At 73.6% G+C, this 15,779-nt stretch carries 14 protein-coding genes; 4 read left to right on the top strand and 10 right to left on the bottom strand.

Features of this window, described 5'->3' with window-relative positions; translation table 11 throughout:
• Positions 1-1,028: 1,028 nt before the first annotated feature.
• From G9H71_RS00005 to G9H71_RS00040, 8 genes are read right to left on the bottom strand one after another with little or no spacing between them, the layout of a single operon-like run.
• Positions 1,029-1,379: a metal-sulfur cluster assembly factor gene (locus G9H71_RS00005; protein ID WP_166276091.1), complete on the bottom strand. Its 351-nt coding sequence runs from the start codon at positions 1,377-1,379 to the stop codon at positions 1,029-1,031.
• Positions 1,376-1,849: a Fe-S cluster assembly sulfur transfer protein SufU gene (gene sufU / locus G9H71_RS00010; RefSeq protein WP_166276094.1), complete on the bottom strand. Its 474-nt coding sequence runs from the start codon at positions 1,847-1,849 to the stop codon at positions 1,376-1,378. The genes G9H71_RS00005 and sufU overlap by 4 nt, the downstream gene beginning before the upstream one ends.
• The gene (locus tag G9H71_RS00015; RefSeq protein ID WP_166276097.1) at positions 1,846-3,153 is read right to left on the bottom strand and encodes a cysteine desulfurase; all 1,308 of its coding nucleotides are present in this window, start codon (positions 3,151-3,153) and stop codon (positions 1,846-1,848) included. Before G9H71_RS00015 ends, sufU begins: the two co-directional genes overlap by 4 nt.
• The gene (gene sufC / locus G9H71_RS00020; RefSeq protein ID WP_166276100.1) at positions 3,150-3,911 is read right to left on the bottom strand and encodes a Fe-S cluster assembly ATPase SufC; all 762 of its coding nucleotides are present in this window, start codon (positions 3,909-3,911) and stop codon (positions 3,150-3,152) included. The genes G9H71_RS00015 and sufC overlap by 4 nt, the downstream gene beginning before the upstream one ends.
• A 13-nt stretch (positions 3,912-3,924) precedes the next feature.
• On the bottom strand, positions 3,925-4,251 hold the full coding sequence (locus G9H71_RS00025) for a non-heme iron oxygenase ferredoxin subunit (protein WP_166276103.1): 327 nt from the start codon (positions 4,249-4,251) through the stop codon (positions 3,925-3,927).
• On the bottom strand, positions 4,248-5,537 hold the full coding sequence (gene sufD / locus G9H71_RS00030; protein WP_166276106.1) for a Fe-S cluster assembly protein SufD: 1,290 nt from the start codon (positions 5,535-5,537) through the stop codon (positions 4,248-4,250). The genes G9H71_RS00025 and sufD overlap by 4 nt, the downstream gene beginning before the upstream one ends.
• Complete coding sequence (gene sufB / locus G9H71_RS00035; protein WP_166276109.1) at positions 5,534-6,946, bottom strand: Fe-S cluster assembly protein SufB; 1,413 nt, start codon at positions 6,944-6,946, stop codon at positions 5,534-5,536. The genes sufD and sufB overlap by 4 nt, the downstream gene beginning before the upstream one ends.
• Positions 6,943-7,692, bottom strand: coding sequence for a helix-turn-helix transcriptional regulator (locus G9H71_RS00040; RefSeq protein ID WP_166276112.1), 750 nt, complete (start codon positions 7,690-7,692; stop codon positions 6,943-6,945). The genes sufB and G9H71_RS00040 overlap by 4 nt, the downstream gene beginning before the upstream one ends.
• Positions 7,693-7,856: 164 nt before the next feature.
• On the opposite strand from G9H71_RS00040, the gene G9H71_RS00045 reads away from it, so the two are divergent.
• The 3 genes from G9H71_RS00045 to G9H71_RS00055 all read left to right on the top strand — a co-directional run bounded on the left by G9H71_RS00045 (position 7,857) and on the right by G9H71_RS00055 (position 10,646).
• On the top strand, positions 7,857-8,798 hold the full coding sequence (locus tag G9H71_RS00045) for an ABC transporter ATP-binding protein (RefSeq protein WP_166276115.1): 942 nt from the start codon (positions 7,857-7,859) through the stop codon (positions 8,796-8,798).
• An 86-nt stretch (positions 8,799-8,884) separates the two neighbouring features.
• The gene (locus G9H71_RS00050; protein ID WP_166278730.1) at positions 8,885-9,604 is read left to right on the top strand and encodes an ABC transporter permease; all 720 of its coding nucleotides are present in this window, start codon (positions 8,885-8,887) and stop codon (positions 9,602-9,604) included.
• A 76-nt stretch (positions 9,605-9,680) separates the two neighbouring features.
• Entirely contained in the window at positions 9,681-10,646 is a 966-nt protein-coding gene (locus G9H71_RS00055) for a COX15/CtaA family protein (RefSeq protein WP_166278733.1), read from the top strand.
• On the opposite strand, the gene G9H71_RS00060 is transcribed toward G9H71_RS00055, so the two are convergent.
• Entirely contained in the window at positions 10,643-11,674 is a 1,032-nt protein-coding gene (locus G9H71_RS00060) for a hypothetical protein (RefSeq protein WP_166276118.1), read from the bottom strand. The genes G9H71_RS00055 and G9H71_RS00060 overlap by 4 nt on opposite strands.
• Before the next feature lie 218 nt (positions 11,675-11,892).
• Here G9H71_RS00060 and G9H71_RS24820 point away from each other — a divergent pair, with 218 nt between their 5' ends.
• The gene (locus tag G9H71_RS24820) at positions 11,893-12,915 is read left to right on the top strand and encodes an NADPH:quinone reductase (RefSeq protein ID WP_166276121.1); all 1,023 of its coding nucleotides are present in this window, start codon (positions 11,893-11,895) and stop codon (positions 12,913-12,915) included.
• Here the strand turns inward: G9H71_RS24820 and G9H71_RS00070 are convergent.
• Positions 12,817-15,768: a PAS domain S-box protein gene (locus G9H71_RS00070; RefSeq protein ID WP_166276124.1), complete on the bottom strand. Its 2,952-nt coding sequence runs from the start codon at positions 15,766-15,768 to the stop codon at positions 12,817-12,819. The two genes, G9H71_RS24820 and G9H71_RS00070, sit on opposite strands and share 99 nt — an antisense overlap.
• Positions 15,769-15,779: the final 11 nt, after the last annotated feature.

Here is a 15,779-nt window from a genome sequence, read left to right on the forward strand (position 1 = left end):
GCAACCCGTCGATCTCAAAGAAACCCATCCCCACCCCCAGGGTCCGAAGACCATAGGACATGAGTGACAGGGCCAAACATATGGCATCCATCCTCAAGCACGCTGTTGAGTTCTCAAGAAACGAACGCACACCCACCCAGGACCCACAAGCCCCAGCCAAGCCGCTTCCGTCCACCCGGACCAAGCCACCCACCGGCGACCCGCCCCGACCTCGCTCCGAAAGCCTACCAGACTTTCTCGGCCCCGGCTCCAGGCCAACCGGCCTTTCACCATCGTCTTTCCTTGCCCTGCGGAAGAGACTTTATCAGACCCTCCCGCCCGGCCCGACCCGGCCACTTCCGCGGCCGTTCCGGTCCTTGCAGAAGAAACTGTAGCAGCCCTTCCGCAGTGGATTCGCGCCTCGCGGCCCTCATCCACCCGAGGAAACAACTCCCGCGACGGGACAATGCCCACGCGGCGCCACACCGTACCCGATGCCGGCAGCAGCCATTTCCGCAGAATGTTGTGACGGACGCTTCGCACCGGCTGAGCCGAGCAGTGGTCCCGTCGTCCCCAACCGCAGGGCCACTCGCGTGTCCACTGCCCGGCGGGGCGAGGATCAACTGTAGCGGACGCGGGCCTGCTGCGCAAACCCCGGCTCTGGCCGGCGCGCGCCTCCACTCGAGGGCGTCACGACCCGCGAGACGCCCGCGTCCCGGCCGGGGGTGGTCTCGAGCCGACGCCTCTGCCGACCCAGGTCTCTTCCCCCTGGGGCCGGGCCGTCCGCACGTGCCACCCGGTGGCCGCAGCATGCGCTGGGCGGCGGGACGGAGCACGGCCCGTTGGCCGGGCCGCGGCGAGGGCTACCCGTCCGGACGTGACCGCAGCGGGGGGCCGAAGGGCGCGACGCCGAAGCGCCCGCGTAGATACGCGTCCCCGCAGGGCCCGCCGACTGTCAGACGCGAACCCCTCGAGCGCGCAGCTGCTCACGCCCGCCACACGTCGGACGTTGAACCACAGCGCGCGCAGCTGCTCACGCCCACCAAGCGTCAGACGTTGAACCCCAGCGCGCGCAACTGGTCGCGGCCGTCGTCGGTGATCTTGTCCGGGCCCCACGGCGGCATCCAGACCCAGTTGATCCGGACGTCGTCGACCAGGCCGTGCAGCACCGACCGCGTCTGGTCCTCGATCACGTCCGTGAGCGGGCACGCGGCGGAGGTGAGCGTCATGTCGAGCACTGCCGTACGCGACCGGTCGTCCACGGTGATGCCGTAGACGAGCCCGAGGTCGACGACGTTGATGCCGAGCTCCGGGTCGACGACGTCGCGCATGGCCTCCTCGACCTCGTCCACCGTCGCGAGGTCACCCGCGGGCTCCGGCTGGGTGAGCTGATCGGTCATCGCACTGCCTCCTGCTTGTCGTCCGCCCCACTAGCAACAGCGCGCGCCGTCGCGTCCTTCCACGCCATCCATCCGAGGAGGGCGCACTTCACCCGGGCCGGGTAGCGCGCGACGCCCGCGAAGGCGACGCCGTCCCCGAGCACGTCCTCGTCGCCCGCTCCCGTCCCTTGCATGAGGGCCAGGAAGGCGTCCGCCACTTGCATGCCCTCGGCCACGGAGCGGCCGGTCAGCAGCTCGGTCAGCACGGACGTCGACGCCTGGCTGATCGAGCAGCCCTCGCCCGAGTAGCTCACGTCCTCGATGACGGCCGCGTCCCCGCCGCCCGAGACACGGACCCGCAGGGTCACCTCGTCGCCGCAGGTCGGGTTGACGTGGTGGGCCTCGGTCGTGAACGGGTCGCGCAGCCCCTTGCGGCGCGGGTTGCGGTAGTGGTCGAGGATGATCTCCTGGTACAGCGCCTCGACGCTCACCCGAACCACTCCTTGACCTTGGCCAGCCCCGCGACCAGCGCGTCCACCTCGTCCGTCGTCGAGTAGACGTAGAACGAGGCCCGCGTCGTCGCGGGCACGCCGAAGCGGTCGCAGACGGGCCGGGCACAGTGGTTGCCCACCCGGACGGCCACACCCTGGGCGTCGAGCACCTGTCCGACGTCGTGGGAGTGGACCGGTCCGCGGGCCGTGTCCAGCACGAACGAGACCGCTCCCCCGCGGTCGACCGGCGTGGCCGGCCCGATGACTCGCAGCCCGTCGACCTCCGACAGCCGCTCGAGGGCGTACGCCGTGAGCGCCTGCTCGTGCGCGGCGACGCGCTCCATCCCGAGCCCGGTGAGGTAGTCCACGGCCGCGCCGAGGCCGACCGCCTCGGCGATCGGCGGCGTGCCTGCCTCGAACTTGTGCGGGAGGGCGGCGTACGTCGATCCCGCCATCGTGACGACGGAGATCATCTCGCCACCGCCGAGGAAGGGCGGCAGCTCCTCGAGCACCTCCCGGCGCCCCCAGAGCACGCCGATGCCGGTCGGGCCGAGCATCTTGTGCCCGGTGAACGCCACGAGGTCGACGCCGGCCTGCGCGAGCGCCGCCACGTCGTAGGGCAGCTGCGGGACCGCCTGCGAGGCGTCGACGACGACCAGCGCGCCGGACACCGCCTTTGCGCGGGCAGCGATCTGCGCGACCGGGTTGACGGTGCCGAGGATGTTCGACACGTGCACGAGCGACACGACCTTGGTGCGCTCGGTGAGCAGCTCGTCCAGCCGGGACAGGTCGAGCCGGCCGTCGTCGGTGATGCCGATCCAGCGCAGCGTCGCGCCCGTCCGCTCGCAGAGCAGCTGCCAGGGGACGATGTTGGAGTGGTGCTCCATCTCGGTGACGAGCACCTCGTCACCGGGGCCGACGAGGTAGGGGCCGGCGCCCCAGGCCAGGACGTTGGCCACCAGGTTGAGCGCCTCGGTCGAGTTCTTGGTGAACACGACCTCCTCGCGCGCCGCGCCGAGAAAGGCGGCGACCTTGTCGCGCGCCCCCTCGTAGAGGGCGGTCGCCTCCTCGGCCAGCGCGTGCACGCCGCGGTGGACGTTGGCGTTGTGCAGCTCGTAGTAGCTGTCCATCGCCTGGAGCACCTGCCGCGGCTTCTGCGAAGTGGCCGCGCTGTCCAGGTAGACCAGCGGCTTGCCCTCGTGCACGGTGCGCGCGAGGACGGGGAAGTCCGCGCGCACGGCGGCGACGTCGAGCGGCGGCACGGAGGTCGCCGCCGCCGACGCGCTGACCGCGGAAGGCGTCACGAAGCCTTCTTCACGTACCGCTCGTAGCCCTCGGCCTCGAGCCGGTCGGCGAGCTCCTTGCCGCCCTCCTCGACGACGCGCCCCTCGACGAACACGTGGACGAAGTCCGGCTGGATGTAGCGCAGGATGCGCGTGTAGTGGGTGATGAGCAGGACGCCCGTCTCCCCGGTCGCGCGGACGCGGTTGACGCCCTCGCTGACGACCTTGAGCGCGTCGATGTCGAGCCCCGAGTCGGTCTCGTCGAGGACCGCCATCTTCGGCTTGAGCAGCTCGAGCTGGAGGATCTCGTGGCGCTTCTTCTCGCCGCCGGAGAACCCCTCGTTGACGTTGCGCTCGGCGAAGGCCGGGTCGATGCCGAGCCGGTCCATCGCCTCGCGGACCTCCTTGACCCAGGTGCGCAGCGACGGCGCCTGGCCGCGGACCGCGGTCGCCGCGGTCCGCAGGAAGTTCGAGACGGAGACGCCCGGGACCTCGACGGGGTACTGCATGGCGAGGAAGAGCCCGGCCCGCGCGCGCTCGTCGACGCTCATCGCGAGGACGTCCTCGCCGTCGAGCGTGACCGTGCCGCCGGTGACGGTGTACTTCGGGTGGCCGGCGATGGAGTAGGCCAGCGTCGACTTGCCGGAGCCGTTCGGCCCCATGATCGCGTGCGTCTCGCCGGAGCGGATCGTGAGGTCGACCCCGCGCAGGATCTGCTTGGCGCCCGTCTCGCCGGTGTCGACGGTGACGTGGAGGTCGCGGACCTCGAGCGTGGACATCTGGAAAGGCTCCTCAGCTGGCTTCGTTGAGCGCGACGTCGACGGAGACGAGCACGTCGTCGCCGTCGAGAGTCACGGGGTAGACGGGGACGGGCTTCGTCGCGGGCAGGCCGGACGGCTCGCCGGTGCGCAGGTCGAACATCGACCCGTGCAGCCAGCACTCGATCCGGCAGTCCTCGACCTCACCCTGCGAGAGCGGCACGTTGGCGTGGCTGCACGTGTCGGAGATGGCGAACACGCCCTCCTCCGTCCGGACCAGCGCCACGGCGACGTCGTCGACCACGAACCGCTTCGGCTCGTCGATCTCCAGGTCGCTCAAGGCGCAGACCCGCGAGCTCATGCTTCCTGCTCCTCGGCGGCAGGGGCGTACGCGGACGCCAGCTCGGCCTCGATCGAGCCGAGCAGGCGCTCCTGCAGCTCGGGGACGCGCACGCGCTGCACGAGCTCGGCGAAGAAGCCGAGCACGACCAGGCGACGGGCCTCGATCTCCGGGATGCCGCGGGCCTGCAGGTAGAAGAGCTGCTCGTCGTCGAAGCGGCCGGTGGCGCTGGCGTGGCCGGCGCCCTCGATCTCGCCGGTCTCGATCTCGAGGTTCGGCACGGAGTCGGCCCGCGCGCCGTCGGTGAGGACGAGGTTGCGGTTGAGCTCGTACGTGTCGGTGCCCTCGGCCGCCGCGCGGATCAGCACGTCGCCGACCCAGACGGTATGCGCCGCGTCGCCCTGCAGCGCGCCCTTGTAGAGGACGTTGCTGCGGCAGTTCGGCACGGCGTGGTCGACGAAGAGCCGGTGCTCCTGGTGCTGGCCCGCGTCGGCGAAGTAGAGGCCGAGCAGCTCGACGTCGCCGCCGGGCGCGTCGAAGGCGACCTGCGGGGTGACGCGGACGACGTCGCCGCCGAGCGTGACGACCAGGTGCTTCAGCGTCGCGTCGCGGCCGAGCCGGATGCTGTGCTGGGTCAGGTGCACCGCGTCGTCGTCCCAGTCCTGGACCGTGACGAGCGTGAGCTGCGCGCTGTCGCTGACGAGCACCTCGAGCCCCGCGGCGTAGGCCCCCGTCCCCCGGTGGTCGAGGACGACGGTCGCCTGGGCGAACGGCCCGAGCTCGACCAGGGTGTGGCCGAACGCGGTGCCGCCCTGCCCGTGCACGGTGAGGTAGGTCGGGCGCGAGGCGACCGCCTCGGCCGGGAACGAGACGACCGTGGCCTGCTCGAAGCCCGCCCACGCCCGCGCGGCGACCCGGTCGCCGGGCTTGCCGGCGCGGCCGAGGCGCTCGTCGCCACGGCCCACGACCTCGACACGCGCCTCGGGGGCGGCGTCGACCTCGACCTTGGCCTCGCTGTCGGCCGGCGCATCGCCCTGCAGCCCGCGCAGGCGGTCCAGCGGTGTGAAGCGCCAGTCCTCCTCGCGGCCGGTGAGCGTGCCGAAGTCGTCCGGGTCGAACGACGCGGGCCGGTCAGCCCGGTTGCGGTCGTCGATCGCGATCGCGCCACCGCCGTGCGAGTGCTCCTTGACGGCCACCCCGGAGACGGGGGCCGCCCCCTCCTCCGGGCGCAGGATCGCGGCCGCCGCCGCGCTCGTCTGGAGCGACTCCTCCAGGGCCGGAGAGACGTTGGTGTTCGAGTCGGTCATCCGACCGCGCCCTCCATCTGCAGCTCGATGAGCCGGTTGAGCTCAAGCGCGTACTCCATGGGCAGCTCGCGCGCGATCGGCTCGATGAAGCCGCGCACGATCATGGCCATGGCCTCTTCCTCGCTCATGCCGCGGGACATGAGGTAGAAGAGCTGGTCCTCGCTGACCTTCGAGACCGTGGCCTCGTGCCCCATCTGCACGTCGTCCTCGCGGACGTCGACGTAGGGGTAGGTGTCCGAGCGGCTGATCGTGTCGACCAGCAGCGCGTCGCAGCGGACCGTGCTCTTGCTGTGGTGCGCGCCCTCGAGGACCTGGACCAGGCCGCGGTAGGACGTGCGGCCGCCCCCGCGCGCGACGGACTTGGAGACGATCGAGCTGGAGGTGTGCGGCGCCGCGTGGACCATCTTCGAGCCGGCGTCCTGGTGCTGGCCCTCGCCCGCGAAGGCCACCGAGAGGGTCTCGCCCTTGGCGTGCTCACCGACGAGCCAGACCGCGGGGTACTTCATCGTGACCTTGGAGCCGAGGTTGCCGTCGATCCACTCCATCGTCGCGCCCTCGTGGCACACGGCGCGCTTCGTGACGAGGTTGTAGACGTTGTTGGACCAGTTCTGGATCGTCGTGTAGCGGCAGCGAGCGCCCTTCTTCACGATGATCTCGACGACGGCCGAGTGCAGCGAGTCGCTGGAGTAGATCGGCGCGGTGCAGCCCTCGACGTAGTGCACGTAGGCGTCCTCGTCGACGATGATCAGCGTGCGCTCGAACTGGCCCATGTTCTCGGTGTTGATCCGGAAGTAGGCCTGCAGCGGGATCTCGACGTGGACGCCCTTCGGCACGTAGATGAACGAGCCGCCGGACCACACCGCCGTGTTGAGCGCGGAGAACTTGTTGTCGCCGGTCGGGATGACCGAGCCGAAGTACTCCTTGAAGAGCTCGGGGTGCTCCTTCAGCGCCGTGTCGGTGTCGAGGAAGATGACGCCCTGCTCCTCGAGGTCCTCACGGATCTTGTGGTAGACGACCTCGGACTCGTACTGCGCCGCCACGCCCGCCACGAGGCGCTGCTTCTCCGCCTCCGGGATGCCGAGGCGGTCGTACGTCGCCTTGATGTCCTCGGGGAGCTCCTCCCACGAGGCGGCCTGCTTCTCGGTCGACTTGACGAAGTACTTGATGTTGTCGAAGTCGATGCCGCCGAGGTCCGAGCCCCAGTCGGGCATCGGCTTCTTGCCGAACAGGCGCAGGCCCTTGAGGCGCGCCTGCAGCATCCACTCGGGCTCGTTCTTGCGGGCCGAGATGTCGCGTACGACGTCCTCGTTCAGGCCGCGCCGGGCCACGGCGCCGGCCGCGTCCGGGTCGGCCCAGCCGTACTCGTAACGGCCGAGGCCCTCGAGCTCGGGGTGGGCGGTCTGGGTCATCGGGACGTCCCTCCTGACGGAGCGGTGGTGCGTGATGCTGCTTCTGACTGCGGGCGCCCACGGTGGTGGGAGCCGGGGCTGGAGCTGCTGACGTGCGTCGTGCAGACGTGCTCACCGTGGGCGAGCGTGGAGAGCCGGCGCGCGGGGGCGCCGACCAGGCGGGCGAAGGACTCGGCCTCGGCGTCGCAGAGCTGGGGGAACTGCGCGGCGACGCTCTGCACCGGGCAGTGGCCCTGGCAGAGCTGGGCGCCCCCGGCGGGCCCGGAGTGGACGCTGGCGGCGTAGCCGTCCGCCGACAGCGCGTCGGCCAGCGCCCGCAGCCGTTCCTCGGCGGAGGGCCCGGCCGCCTCGACCGCGGAAGAGTAGCGGGACTCGATCTCCGCGGCACGCGAACGCGCGAACGCCTCGACGGCCTGCTCGCCGCCCGTCGCGCCGAGGAAGCGCAGCGCCGACGCGGCCAGGTCGTCGTAGGCCGTCGTCATCGCGGCGTGCCCGCTCGTCGTGAGCGCGAACTCCTTCGCCGGCCGACCGCGCCGCCGCGGCCCGGCGACGCGCTGCTCGCGGGCCTCGACACGGCCGCTGTCCACGAGGGCGTCGAGGTGGCGCCGGACCGCCGTGGGCGTCAGCCCCAGCTGGTCGGCGAGCGCGACGGCCGTGGTCGGCCCGCCCTCGAGGATCGCCCTGGCCACCCGGTCGCGGGTGCGCGAGTCCGGCCCCTGGTGCCCCGCAGCGAGCTGCTGCTGCACAGGGGCAGGGCTCTCCGGAGTATCGGCCACGCTTTGCACAACACAAGTGTGGCGTAAATCCCTTCCCGGTGCCGACTCCGCGACCGGTGGCCCTCGTCACGGAAGGCTGCCCTAACCGGTGCTCCGATCGCTCCGCACCCGTACCGGCACCTAACATCTGATGCGTGCACTCCCCCGCCGCCGTCGAGGTCACCGACCTCGTCAAGGCGTACGGCGTCAAGGGGAGGGGCCAGGTGCGCGCCGTCGACGGGCTCAGCCTGCGCGTCGAGCCCGCGTCCGTGACCGCGGTGCTGGGGCCCAACGGCGCCGGCAAGACGACGACGATCGAGACCTGCGAGGGCTACCGGCGCCCGGACTCCGGGCGGGTCCGCGTGCTCGGGCTCGACCCGGTGCGCGAAGCCCGCGCACTGCGGCCCCGGGTGGGGGTCATGCTGCAGGGCGGCGGAGTGCCGAACGCCGTGCGCCCGCTCGAGGTCCTGCGCCACGCGGCCGCGCTGCACGCCCACCCCATCGCCCCCGAGCTGCTCGTCGAGCGCCTCGGCCTCGGCCCTTCGCTGGGTACGCCCTACCGGCGGCTCTCGGGCGGCCAGCAGCAGCGCCTCGCGCTCGCGCTCGCGGTCATCGGGCGCCCCGAGCTGGTGTTCCTCGACGAGCCCACCGCGGGCCTGGACCCGCAGGCGCGGCACGCGACGTGGGACCTGGTCAACGACCTGCGCGCCGCCGGGGTGACGGTCGTGCTCACGACCCACCTGCTCGACGAGGCCGAGCGGCTGGCCGACATGGTCTACGTCATCGACGCCGGACGCGTCGTCGCCGCGGGCACCCCCGCCGAGCTGACGGCCAAGGGCCCGGAGGAGGCGCTGACCTTCGACGCGCGGCCCGGCCTCGAGCTCTCCGAGCTGCTGCTCGCGCTGCCCGAGGGCACGACGGCCGCCGAGGCGCTGCCCGGCCGCTACCGGGTGGCGGGCCCGATGACCCCGCAGACGCTCGCGACCGTCACGGCGTGGTGCGCGGCGCACGGAGTGATGCCGGAGGGTCTGACGGTGGGACGCCGCACACTGGAGGACGTGTTCCTCGACGTGACCGGCAGGGAGCTGCGCGCGTGACGGCCGTCCCCTCGGCGGCGACGGCGCCGCTGACCGACGCGGCGGCGGCGTTCACGCCCCGGCCGGGGGCCGCTCCGGCTCACCGGATGGTGCTGGCCCAGGCCGCCTTCGAGCTCAAGATGGTGCTGCGCAACGGCGAGCAGCTGCTCCTCACGCTGGTCATCCCGGCGCTCCTGCTGGTCGTCGGCGCGACCGTCGACGTGGTTGACGTCGACGCAGGGACGCGGCGCATCGACGCCGTCACCCCCGGCGTGCTGGCCCTCGCCGTGATGTCCATCGCGTTCACCGGACAGGCGATCGCGACCGGGTTCGAGCGCCGCTACGCCGTCCTCAAGCGGCTCGGGTCCACGCCGCTGCCGCGCTGGGGCCTGCTGGCGGCCAAGGCGCTCGCCGTGCTCGCGGTCGAGGCGATCCAGGTCGCCCTGCTCGGCGGCACGGCATTGCTGCTCGGCTGGCACCCGCACGGCAGCCCGCTCGCGGTCGTGGCCCTGCTGGCCGCGGCGTCGGCGGCGTTCACCGCGCTGGCCCTGCTCATGGCGGGGACGCTGCGCGCCGAGGCGACCCTCGCCGGCGCCAACCTGGTGTGGGTCCTGCTCCTGCTCTCCGGCGGCGTGGTGGTCCCGTTGTCGGACTACCCCGCAGGCGCCGCGCGGGTCTTCGAGCTGCTCCCGCTCGCGGCCCTGTCCGAGGGGCTGCGGGCGGTCCTGGAGCACGGGGCGGCCCTGCCCGCCAAGGACCTTCTCGTGCTGCTCGCCTGGGCAGCAGGCGCGGGAGCCCTCGCCGCCCGGTTCTTCCGCTGGGAGTGATCCTCCCGACGCCGCCGCGCGCTGCTGGGGCCGCTCGCCGCGCCTTACCCTGGTGCACGTGCCCGACCTGCCCGACGTGCGCCGCCGTGTCCCCTCGCTGATCGCGAGCCGCCCCACGTGGCGGACGGTCCGGCTGCTCGCGTGGGCGTCCGTGGTCGCCAACGTCGTCATCGTGGTCACCGGCGGCGCGGTCCGGCTCACCGCCAGCGGCCTCGGGTGCCCGACATGGCCCAAGTGCGGCGAGGAGTCGTACGTCACGCACGGCGAGCTGGGCATCCACGGTGCGATCGAGTTCGGCAACCGGCTGCTCACCTTCGTCCTGGCGGCCGTCGCCATCGCGACGCTGGTGGCGGCCGTACGCGCCCGTCCCCGGCGGAGTGGGCCGGTGCGCATCGCGATGGCGCTCTTCCTCGGCATCCCGCTGCAAGCGGTCATCGGCGGCATCACGGTCCTCACGAAGCTCAACCCGTGGGTCGTGATGCTGCACTTCCTGCTGTCGATGGTGCTCGTGGGGCTCGCCACGCTGCTCGTGCAGCGCACCGGCGAGGGCGACGGGCCGGCCCGGCTGGTCGTGCACCCGATGCTGCACCGGCTCGGGTTGGCGATCCTCGGGCTCACGGCGGTCGTGCTCTACCTCGGCACCGTGGTCACCGGCAGCGGGCCGCACGCGGGCGACCTCGACGCGAAGCGGACGGGGCTGGACCCGGACCGGATGAGCCAGCTGCACGCCGACGGCGTCTTCCTGATGGTCGGGCTGACCCTGGCGATGGTCTTCGCGCTGGCCGCGGTGAACGCGCCCGCGCAGGCGCGCCGGGCGGCGGTCGTGCTCCTCGGCGTCGAGCTGGCCCAGGGCGTCGTCGGGTTCGTGCAGTTCTTCACCGGGCTCCCCGAGGTCCTGGTCGCGCTGCACATGCTCGGGGCGGGAGTCACCGTGGTGGCCGCCGTCCGGCTCGTGCTGGCCCTGCGCGTACGGGCGGCCGAGCTCCCGGAGCCGCGCCGGCCCGCGGTCGCGGCCGTCCCGGCGTCGGCGGCCGTCCCCTAGGCCGCGCAGAGCTCGGCGATGCGCTCCATCGCCGCGCGTCCGGCCGACGGGGAGCGGCGGCCGAGCCCGCAGGGGTTGGACACCCCCACGGGGCGGTCGACGCGCTCCTCGATGAGCCGGAGGACCTCGAGCTGCTCGGCGAAGCCCTGCCCCTCGTGGGCGAAGCCGGCCACGAACCGCGTGGTCGTCGGCAGCCGGAGCCGCTCGAGCGGCGCGTAGAACGCCGGCTCCGTGGGCGGCGGGTCCTCCCCGCCCGTGAACGGCGCGTGGACGAACTCCAGCGCCCGGCCGGCCGGCCAGCCGCGAGCGATGGCGTTCGCGAGGTGGACGAGGGGAGCCGCGTCCTGCATCCGCCCGAGCGCCCGGTGGTTCATGTCGCCCAGGCAGAGATGGACCCCGAAGCGGGCCCCCTCCGGCGCTCCGGCGGCGAGGTCGAGCACCCCCCGGGCGAGCACGCGCGCGGCGGCCGGCGCCAGCGGCTCCGGCACCCGGGCCAGCTGCACCAGCTCGGCCGGGGCCTCGATCTGGAACACGACGTCCCGCCCGTGCGCCGCGAAGACGCGCCCGATCTCGGCGAGCGTGGCCTCGGTGAACGCCCGCCGGTGCCGCAGCCCCTCCCGCGGGCCGAGGGTGAAGGCCGCCATGTCGAAGTCGCCCGGGACGCCCACCTGGAACGACAGGCCCGGGCGGGCGTACTCCGTCCGAAGCCGGGAGAAGACCGGCCAGCTCTGCTCGACCGCCGCCACGTGGCCGAAGTCCAAGGTGGCCCCGTAGAGCTTGCGGCCCTTGCGGACGCGCAGGCGCGGGATGCGGTCGTAGTCGGAGAAGTCCCCGTCGCGCGCGACCTCGAGGTCCGGGTGGTCCCGCAGCTCCTCGATCACGGAGACGATCCAGTTGCGCCGCTCCCCCGTCTCTCCGTCGGTGAGGGTCTGCAGCGACGGGCCGAGCGCGTCGAGGGCCAGCCGCATGGCCGACTCCGCGTCCGGCGCCGGGATGCTCCCGACCAGGTGCCCCATCCGCTGGGCCATGCCGCTCCTCTCCCTCGAGGCCGTCGTACGCGAAATGCCGTAGCCCGGGCAGGCTAGTTGCCCCCGAGTTCCCGGGCCATCCCTGCGGCGCACCGGGCGCCCGGGACGGTGCCGGCCCACCCGGCTGCCGCCGGAGGCCCGGCGTGCGCGAGCATGCGACGGGAGCACGCGGGCGCCCGCCGGCCCGGCGGCGGCGCGCTCCATCGAGAGGAGCGCCTGTGCGAGCGATCGCCTACACCCGCAGCGGCGGCCCGGAGGTGCTCGAGCTGGTCGAGCGCCCGGTCCCCGAGCCCGGTCCCGGCGAGGTCCGGGTCCGCGTCTACTACTCCGGCGTGAACCCCACCGACTGGAAGGCGCGCGAGGCTGCCGGGCCGGGGCGGCCGCTGAAGTTCGCGTCGGTGGTGCCGAACCAGGACGGCTCGGGGGTCGTCGACAAGGCCGGGAGCGGCACGAGCCTGGAGCCGGGCCAGCGCGTCTGGCTCTGGGAGGCGGCGTGGCAGCGTGCGGACGGGACGGCGCAGGAGTACGTCGTGCTGCCCGAGCGGCAGGCCGTCCCGCTGCCGGACCAGGCCGGCCTCACGCTGGGCGCCAGCCTGGGCATCCCGGCCATGACGGCGCACCGCTGCCTCACGCTCGGCGACGGCGTCCCGGACCGCCTCACGCCGGGGGCGCTCGAGGGCCGCACGGTCCTGGTGCAGGGCGGGGCGGGCGCCGTCGGCAACGCCGCGATCCAGCTCGCCCGTTGGGCGGGAGCACGGGTCATCACGACGGTGAGCAGCACGCCGAAGGCACGGCTCGCGTCGGCGGCGGGCGCGCACGAGACGGTGAACTATCGCGAGCACGACGCCGCCGCGCTGATCCGCACGCTCGCGCCGGACGGCGTCGACACGGTCGTCGAGGTCGCGCCCGCTGCGAACGCGCAGCTGGACCGGGCGGTCATCGCGCGCCATGCCACCGTCGCGATCTACGCCAACGACGGCGGCGACGAGCTGGCGCTCCCCGCCCGCGAGCTGCTCTCGTCCAACAGCAGGTGGCAGTTCGTCCTCGTCTACACGATGCCGGACGCGGCCAAGCTCGCGGCGGTGGCGGCGATCCGCGCGGCCGTCGCCGACGGCGCCCTGCAGGCCGGCGAGCACGCCGGGCTACCGCTGCACGTGTTCCCGCTCGCGGCCACGTCCGACGCTCACGAGGCGGTGCGTGAGGGCACCGTCGGCAAGGTGCTCGTCGACGTCAGCGCGTGAGGCGGGGGCCGGCGGCAGCGTGAAGGCGAACACCGAGCCGCCCTCGTCGCCGGGGCGTACCCAGATCCGGCCGCCGTGCCGCTCGACGATGCGCTGGCAGGTGGCCAGGCCGATCCCGGTCCCCTCGTAGCCGCGGCGTGCCTCGCGCGCGAACATCCGGAAGATCCGCTCGACGGCGTCCGCGGGCACGCCGATGCCGTTGTCGGCGACCGTGAAGACCCACTCCCCGTCCCCGCCCGGCGCTGCGTCCACGGCGACCTGCGGGCGTACGCCGGGGGCGACGTACTTCAGCGCGTTGCCGACGAGGTTGGCGACCAGCTGCCGCAACAGGGTCCGGTGGGCGTGGACCTGCGGCAGCGGCCCGACCCGCACCCTGCCGCCGGCCCCTTCGATCGCGGGCGCGATGTCGGCGACGACCTCGGCGACGACCACCGCGCTGTCCACCGGCCCGAGCCGCAGGGGCTCGCTGCCGGCGCGGGCGTAGTCCAGCAGGTCGTCGATCAGCGTCCGCATGCGGTCGGCGTTGCGTCGAACGGCGTCCAGAGCGTGCAGCCCCTCAGCCGGAAGCGCTCCTCCGCACAGGTCCGAGAGCAGCTCGCTGTAGCCCGAGATGGAGGTCAGCGGGTTCTTCAGGTCGTGCGCCACCGCGGCGGTGAAGCGGTCGAGCTCGGCGTTGGTGCGGGCGAGCGCGTCGTTGGCCGCGGACAGCTCCTCGTTCGCGCGACGCAGCTCCTCGCGGGCAAGGCGGCGCTGGGTGACGTCCTCGACCTGGGTGACCGTGTAGAGCCCGGCACCCTCCTCGTCACGGACGACGGCGACGTTGACGGCCACCCAGACCGCCTCGCCGTCCGCGCGGATGTAGCGCTTCTCGAAGCGGGCCCGCTCCTTGTCCCCGCGCATGAGCAGCCGCGCCCACTCGGCGTCCTGGGCCAGGTCGTCGGGGTGCGTGATGTCGGCCGTCGTACGTTGCAGCAGCGCGGACCGGCTCATGCCGAGCATGCGGCAGAGCGCCGGGTTCACGTCGAGCAACCGGCCGGCCTCGTGCGGCCGCAGGCTCGCCATCTGCACACCGGTGGGCGCGTTCGTGAAGGACAGCTTGAACCGCAGCTCCGCCTCGCGCAAAGCGGAGGCGGTCTGCCGTTCGTCGGTGACGTCGCGGTGCGCGCTGACGGTGCCGGTCACGCGGCCCTTCGCGTCCTTGAGCACGACGACGACGGCCTCGGCGACTCCGGGCGGCCGGCCCTTGCGGGCGAACGCCAGGTCGCCCCGCCACTCGCCCTGCGCCCGGAGCGCCTCGCCGACCATCGCCAGCCGTTCCGCGGCGCACATCGCGTCGGGACGGCGGCCCAGCAGCTCGGCGCGTGTGTGGCCGGTCATGCGCTCGGCGGCGGGGTTGCAGTCGACGATCGCGCCGGCGGGATCGGTGATGAACACCGCGTCGGTGATCGCGGAGAACACCACGGCCTGGCGCGCGAGGGCGGCCTCCGCGCGCTGCCGCTCGGTCACGTCGTCGAAGACGGCGACGGCACCACCCCGACGCGACAGCGGGTGCGCGCTCACGCGGAGCACCTGAGGGCCGCTGCCGTCGATGTGCACCACGACGTCGACGTCCTCGCAGGACTCCCCGGCAAGGGCACGCGCGAGCGGCAGCTCGTCATCGTCGTACGCCGCGGCGCCGTCGCCGCGCAGCACGCCGTCGCGGTCCTGCAGGGTCTGTGGCATGGCGCCTTCGGCCGTGGTGCCCAGCATCTGCCGCGCCGCCCGGTTGTGGACGACGTAGCGGCCGTCGGCGTCGACCACGGAGACGCCGTCGCTGATGCTCTCCAGGACGTCGTGGAGCAGTTCGGCCTGCTGTCGGGACTCCTCCTCGGCGGCGCGCAGCTCCGCCATCGCCGCGCCCCAGCGCGCGACGGCCCGTTCGCGCGCGATCGCGAGCACGAGCACCAGGCCGGCGAGGAGCACGGTCGCGAGGCCGCCGCCCACACCGATCGCGGTGTCCATCGGGACGAGTCCGGCGGGGGCCGAGCGAACCGGGGGGGCGGTGACGGTGAGCGCCCACGTCCGGTCCACGACCCGGACGCCGACCCTCCGGTGCGGAGCATCACCGGCCCCGGAGCTGCGAAGGGCAGGCTTCGGGTCCGGAGCGACGGCGGCGATCGTCACCGGGTCGCCCGTGACGGCCGGCGCGGCCAGCGTCACCCGGCCCACGGGGCCGACGGCCTCGCGCAGGAGCGCGCGCACCAGGTCGGGGCCGCGTAGGCTGAGCAGGGCCCAGCCGCGGAAGCGCAGGCCCGGGCCCACGACCGGTGCCGCGAGGACGACCGCCAGCTGACGACGGCCGGGCGGCAGCGCCCGGTCGCGCGGCAGGACGAGCGGGCTGGAGACGGCGGGCCGACCCGTCCGGCGCGCGCGTTCGAGCACGTCCGCGAGCTCGGGGTCGGCGGCGGCGTCCCAACCGCTCGCCACGGCGCGTCCGTCGAGGCCGCTCGCGAGCACGACCAGGTCCTCGCCGTCGCGCGGCTCGGCGTACGCGACGCCGCCCGCGCCAGGCAGGTGCGCGAGCGCGAGCGACTGCGCCAGCGCCCCGAAGGACGACCTGTCCGGCGAGACGGAGGCCGAGAGGGAGGCGGCGGCCTGCCGGACCGCGTCCTCGTAGCGGCGGGCCTCGGCGGTCAGCGCGGCCTGAGCGCCAGCCAGCGGCCGCTCGAGGCCGCGGGCGGCGGCGTCCCGCTCTGCCCGGGAGGCGAGGAGCGTGGCCGGCACGACGAGCGCGGCTCCGACGACCAGAACGACGAGGGCGAGCAGCGGCGGGCGCCGGCGCCCGTCAGTTGCTCTCCCGGATCCTCTGGTCACGAGGCCCCTTC

This window comes from Motilibacter deserti (assembly GCF_011250635.1).
GTDB classification, from domain to species: domain Bacteria; phylum Actinomycetota; class Actinomycetes; order Motilibacterales; family Motilibacteraceae; genus Motilibacter_A; species Motilibacter_A deserti.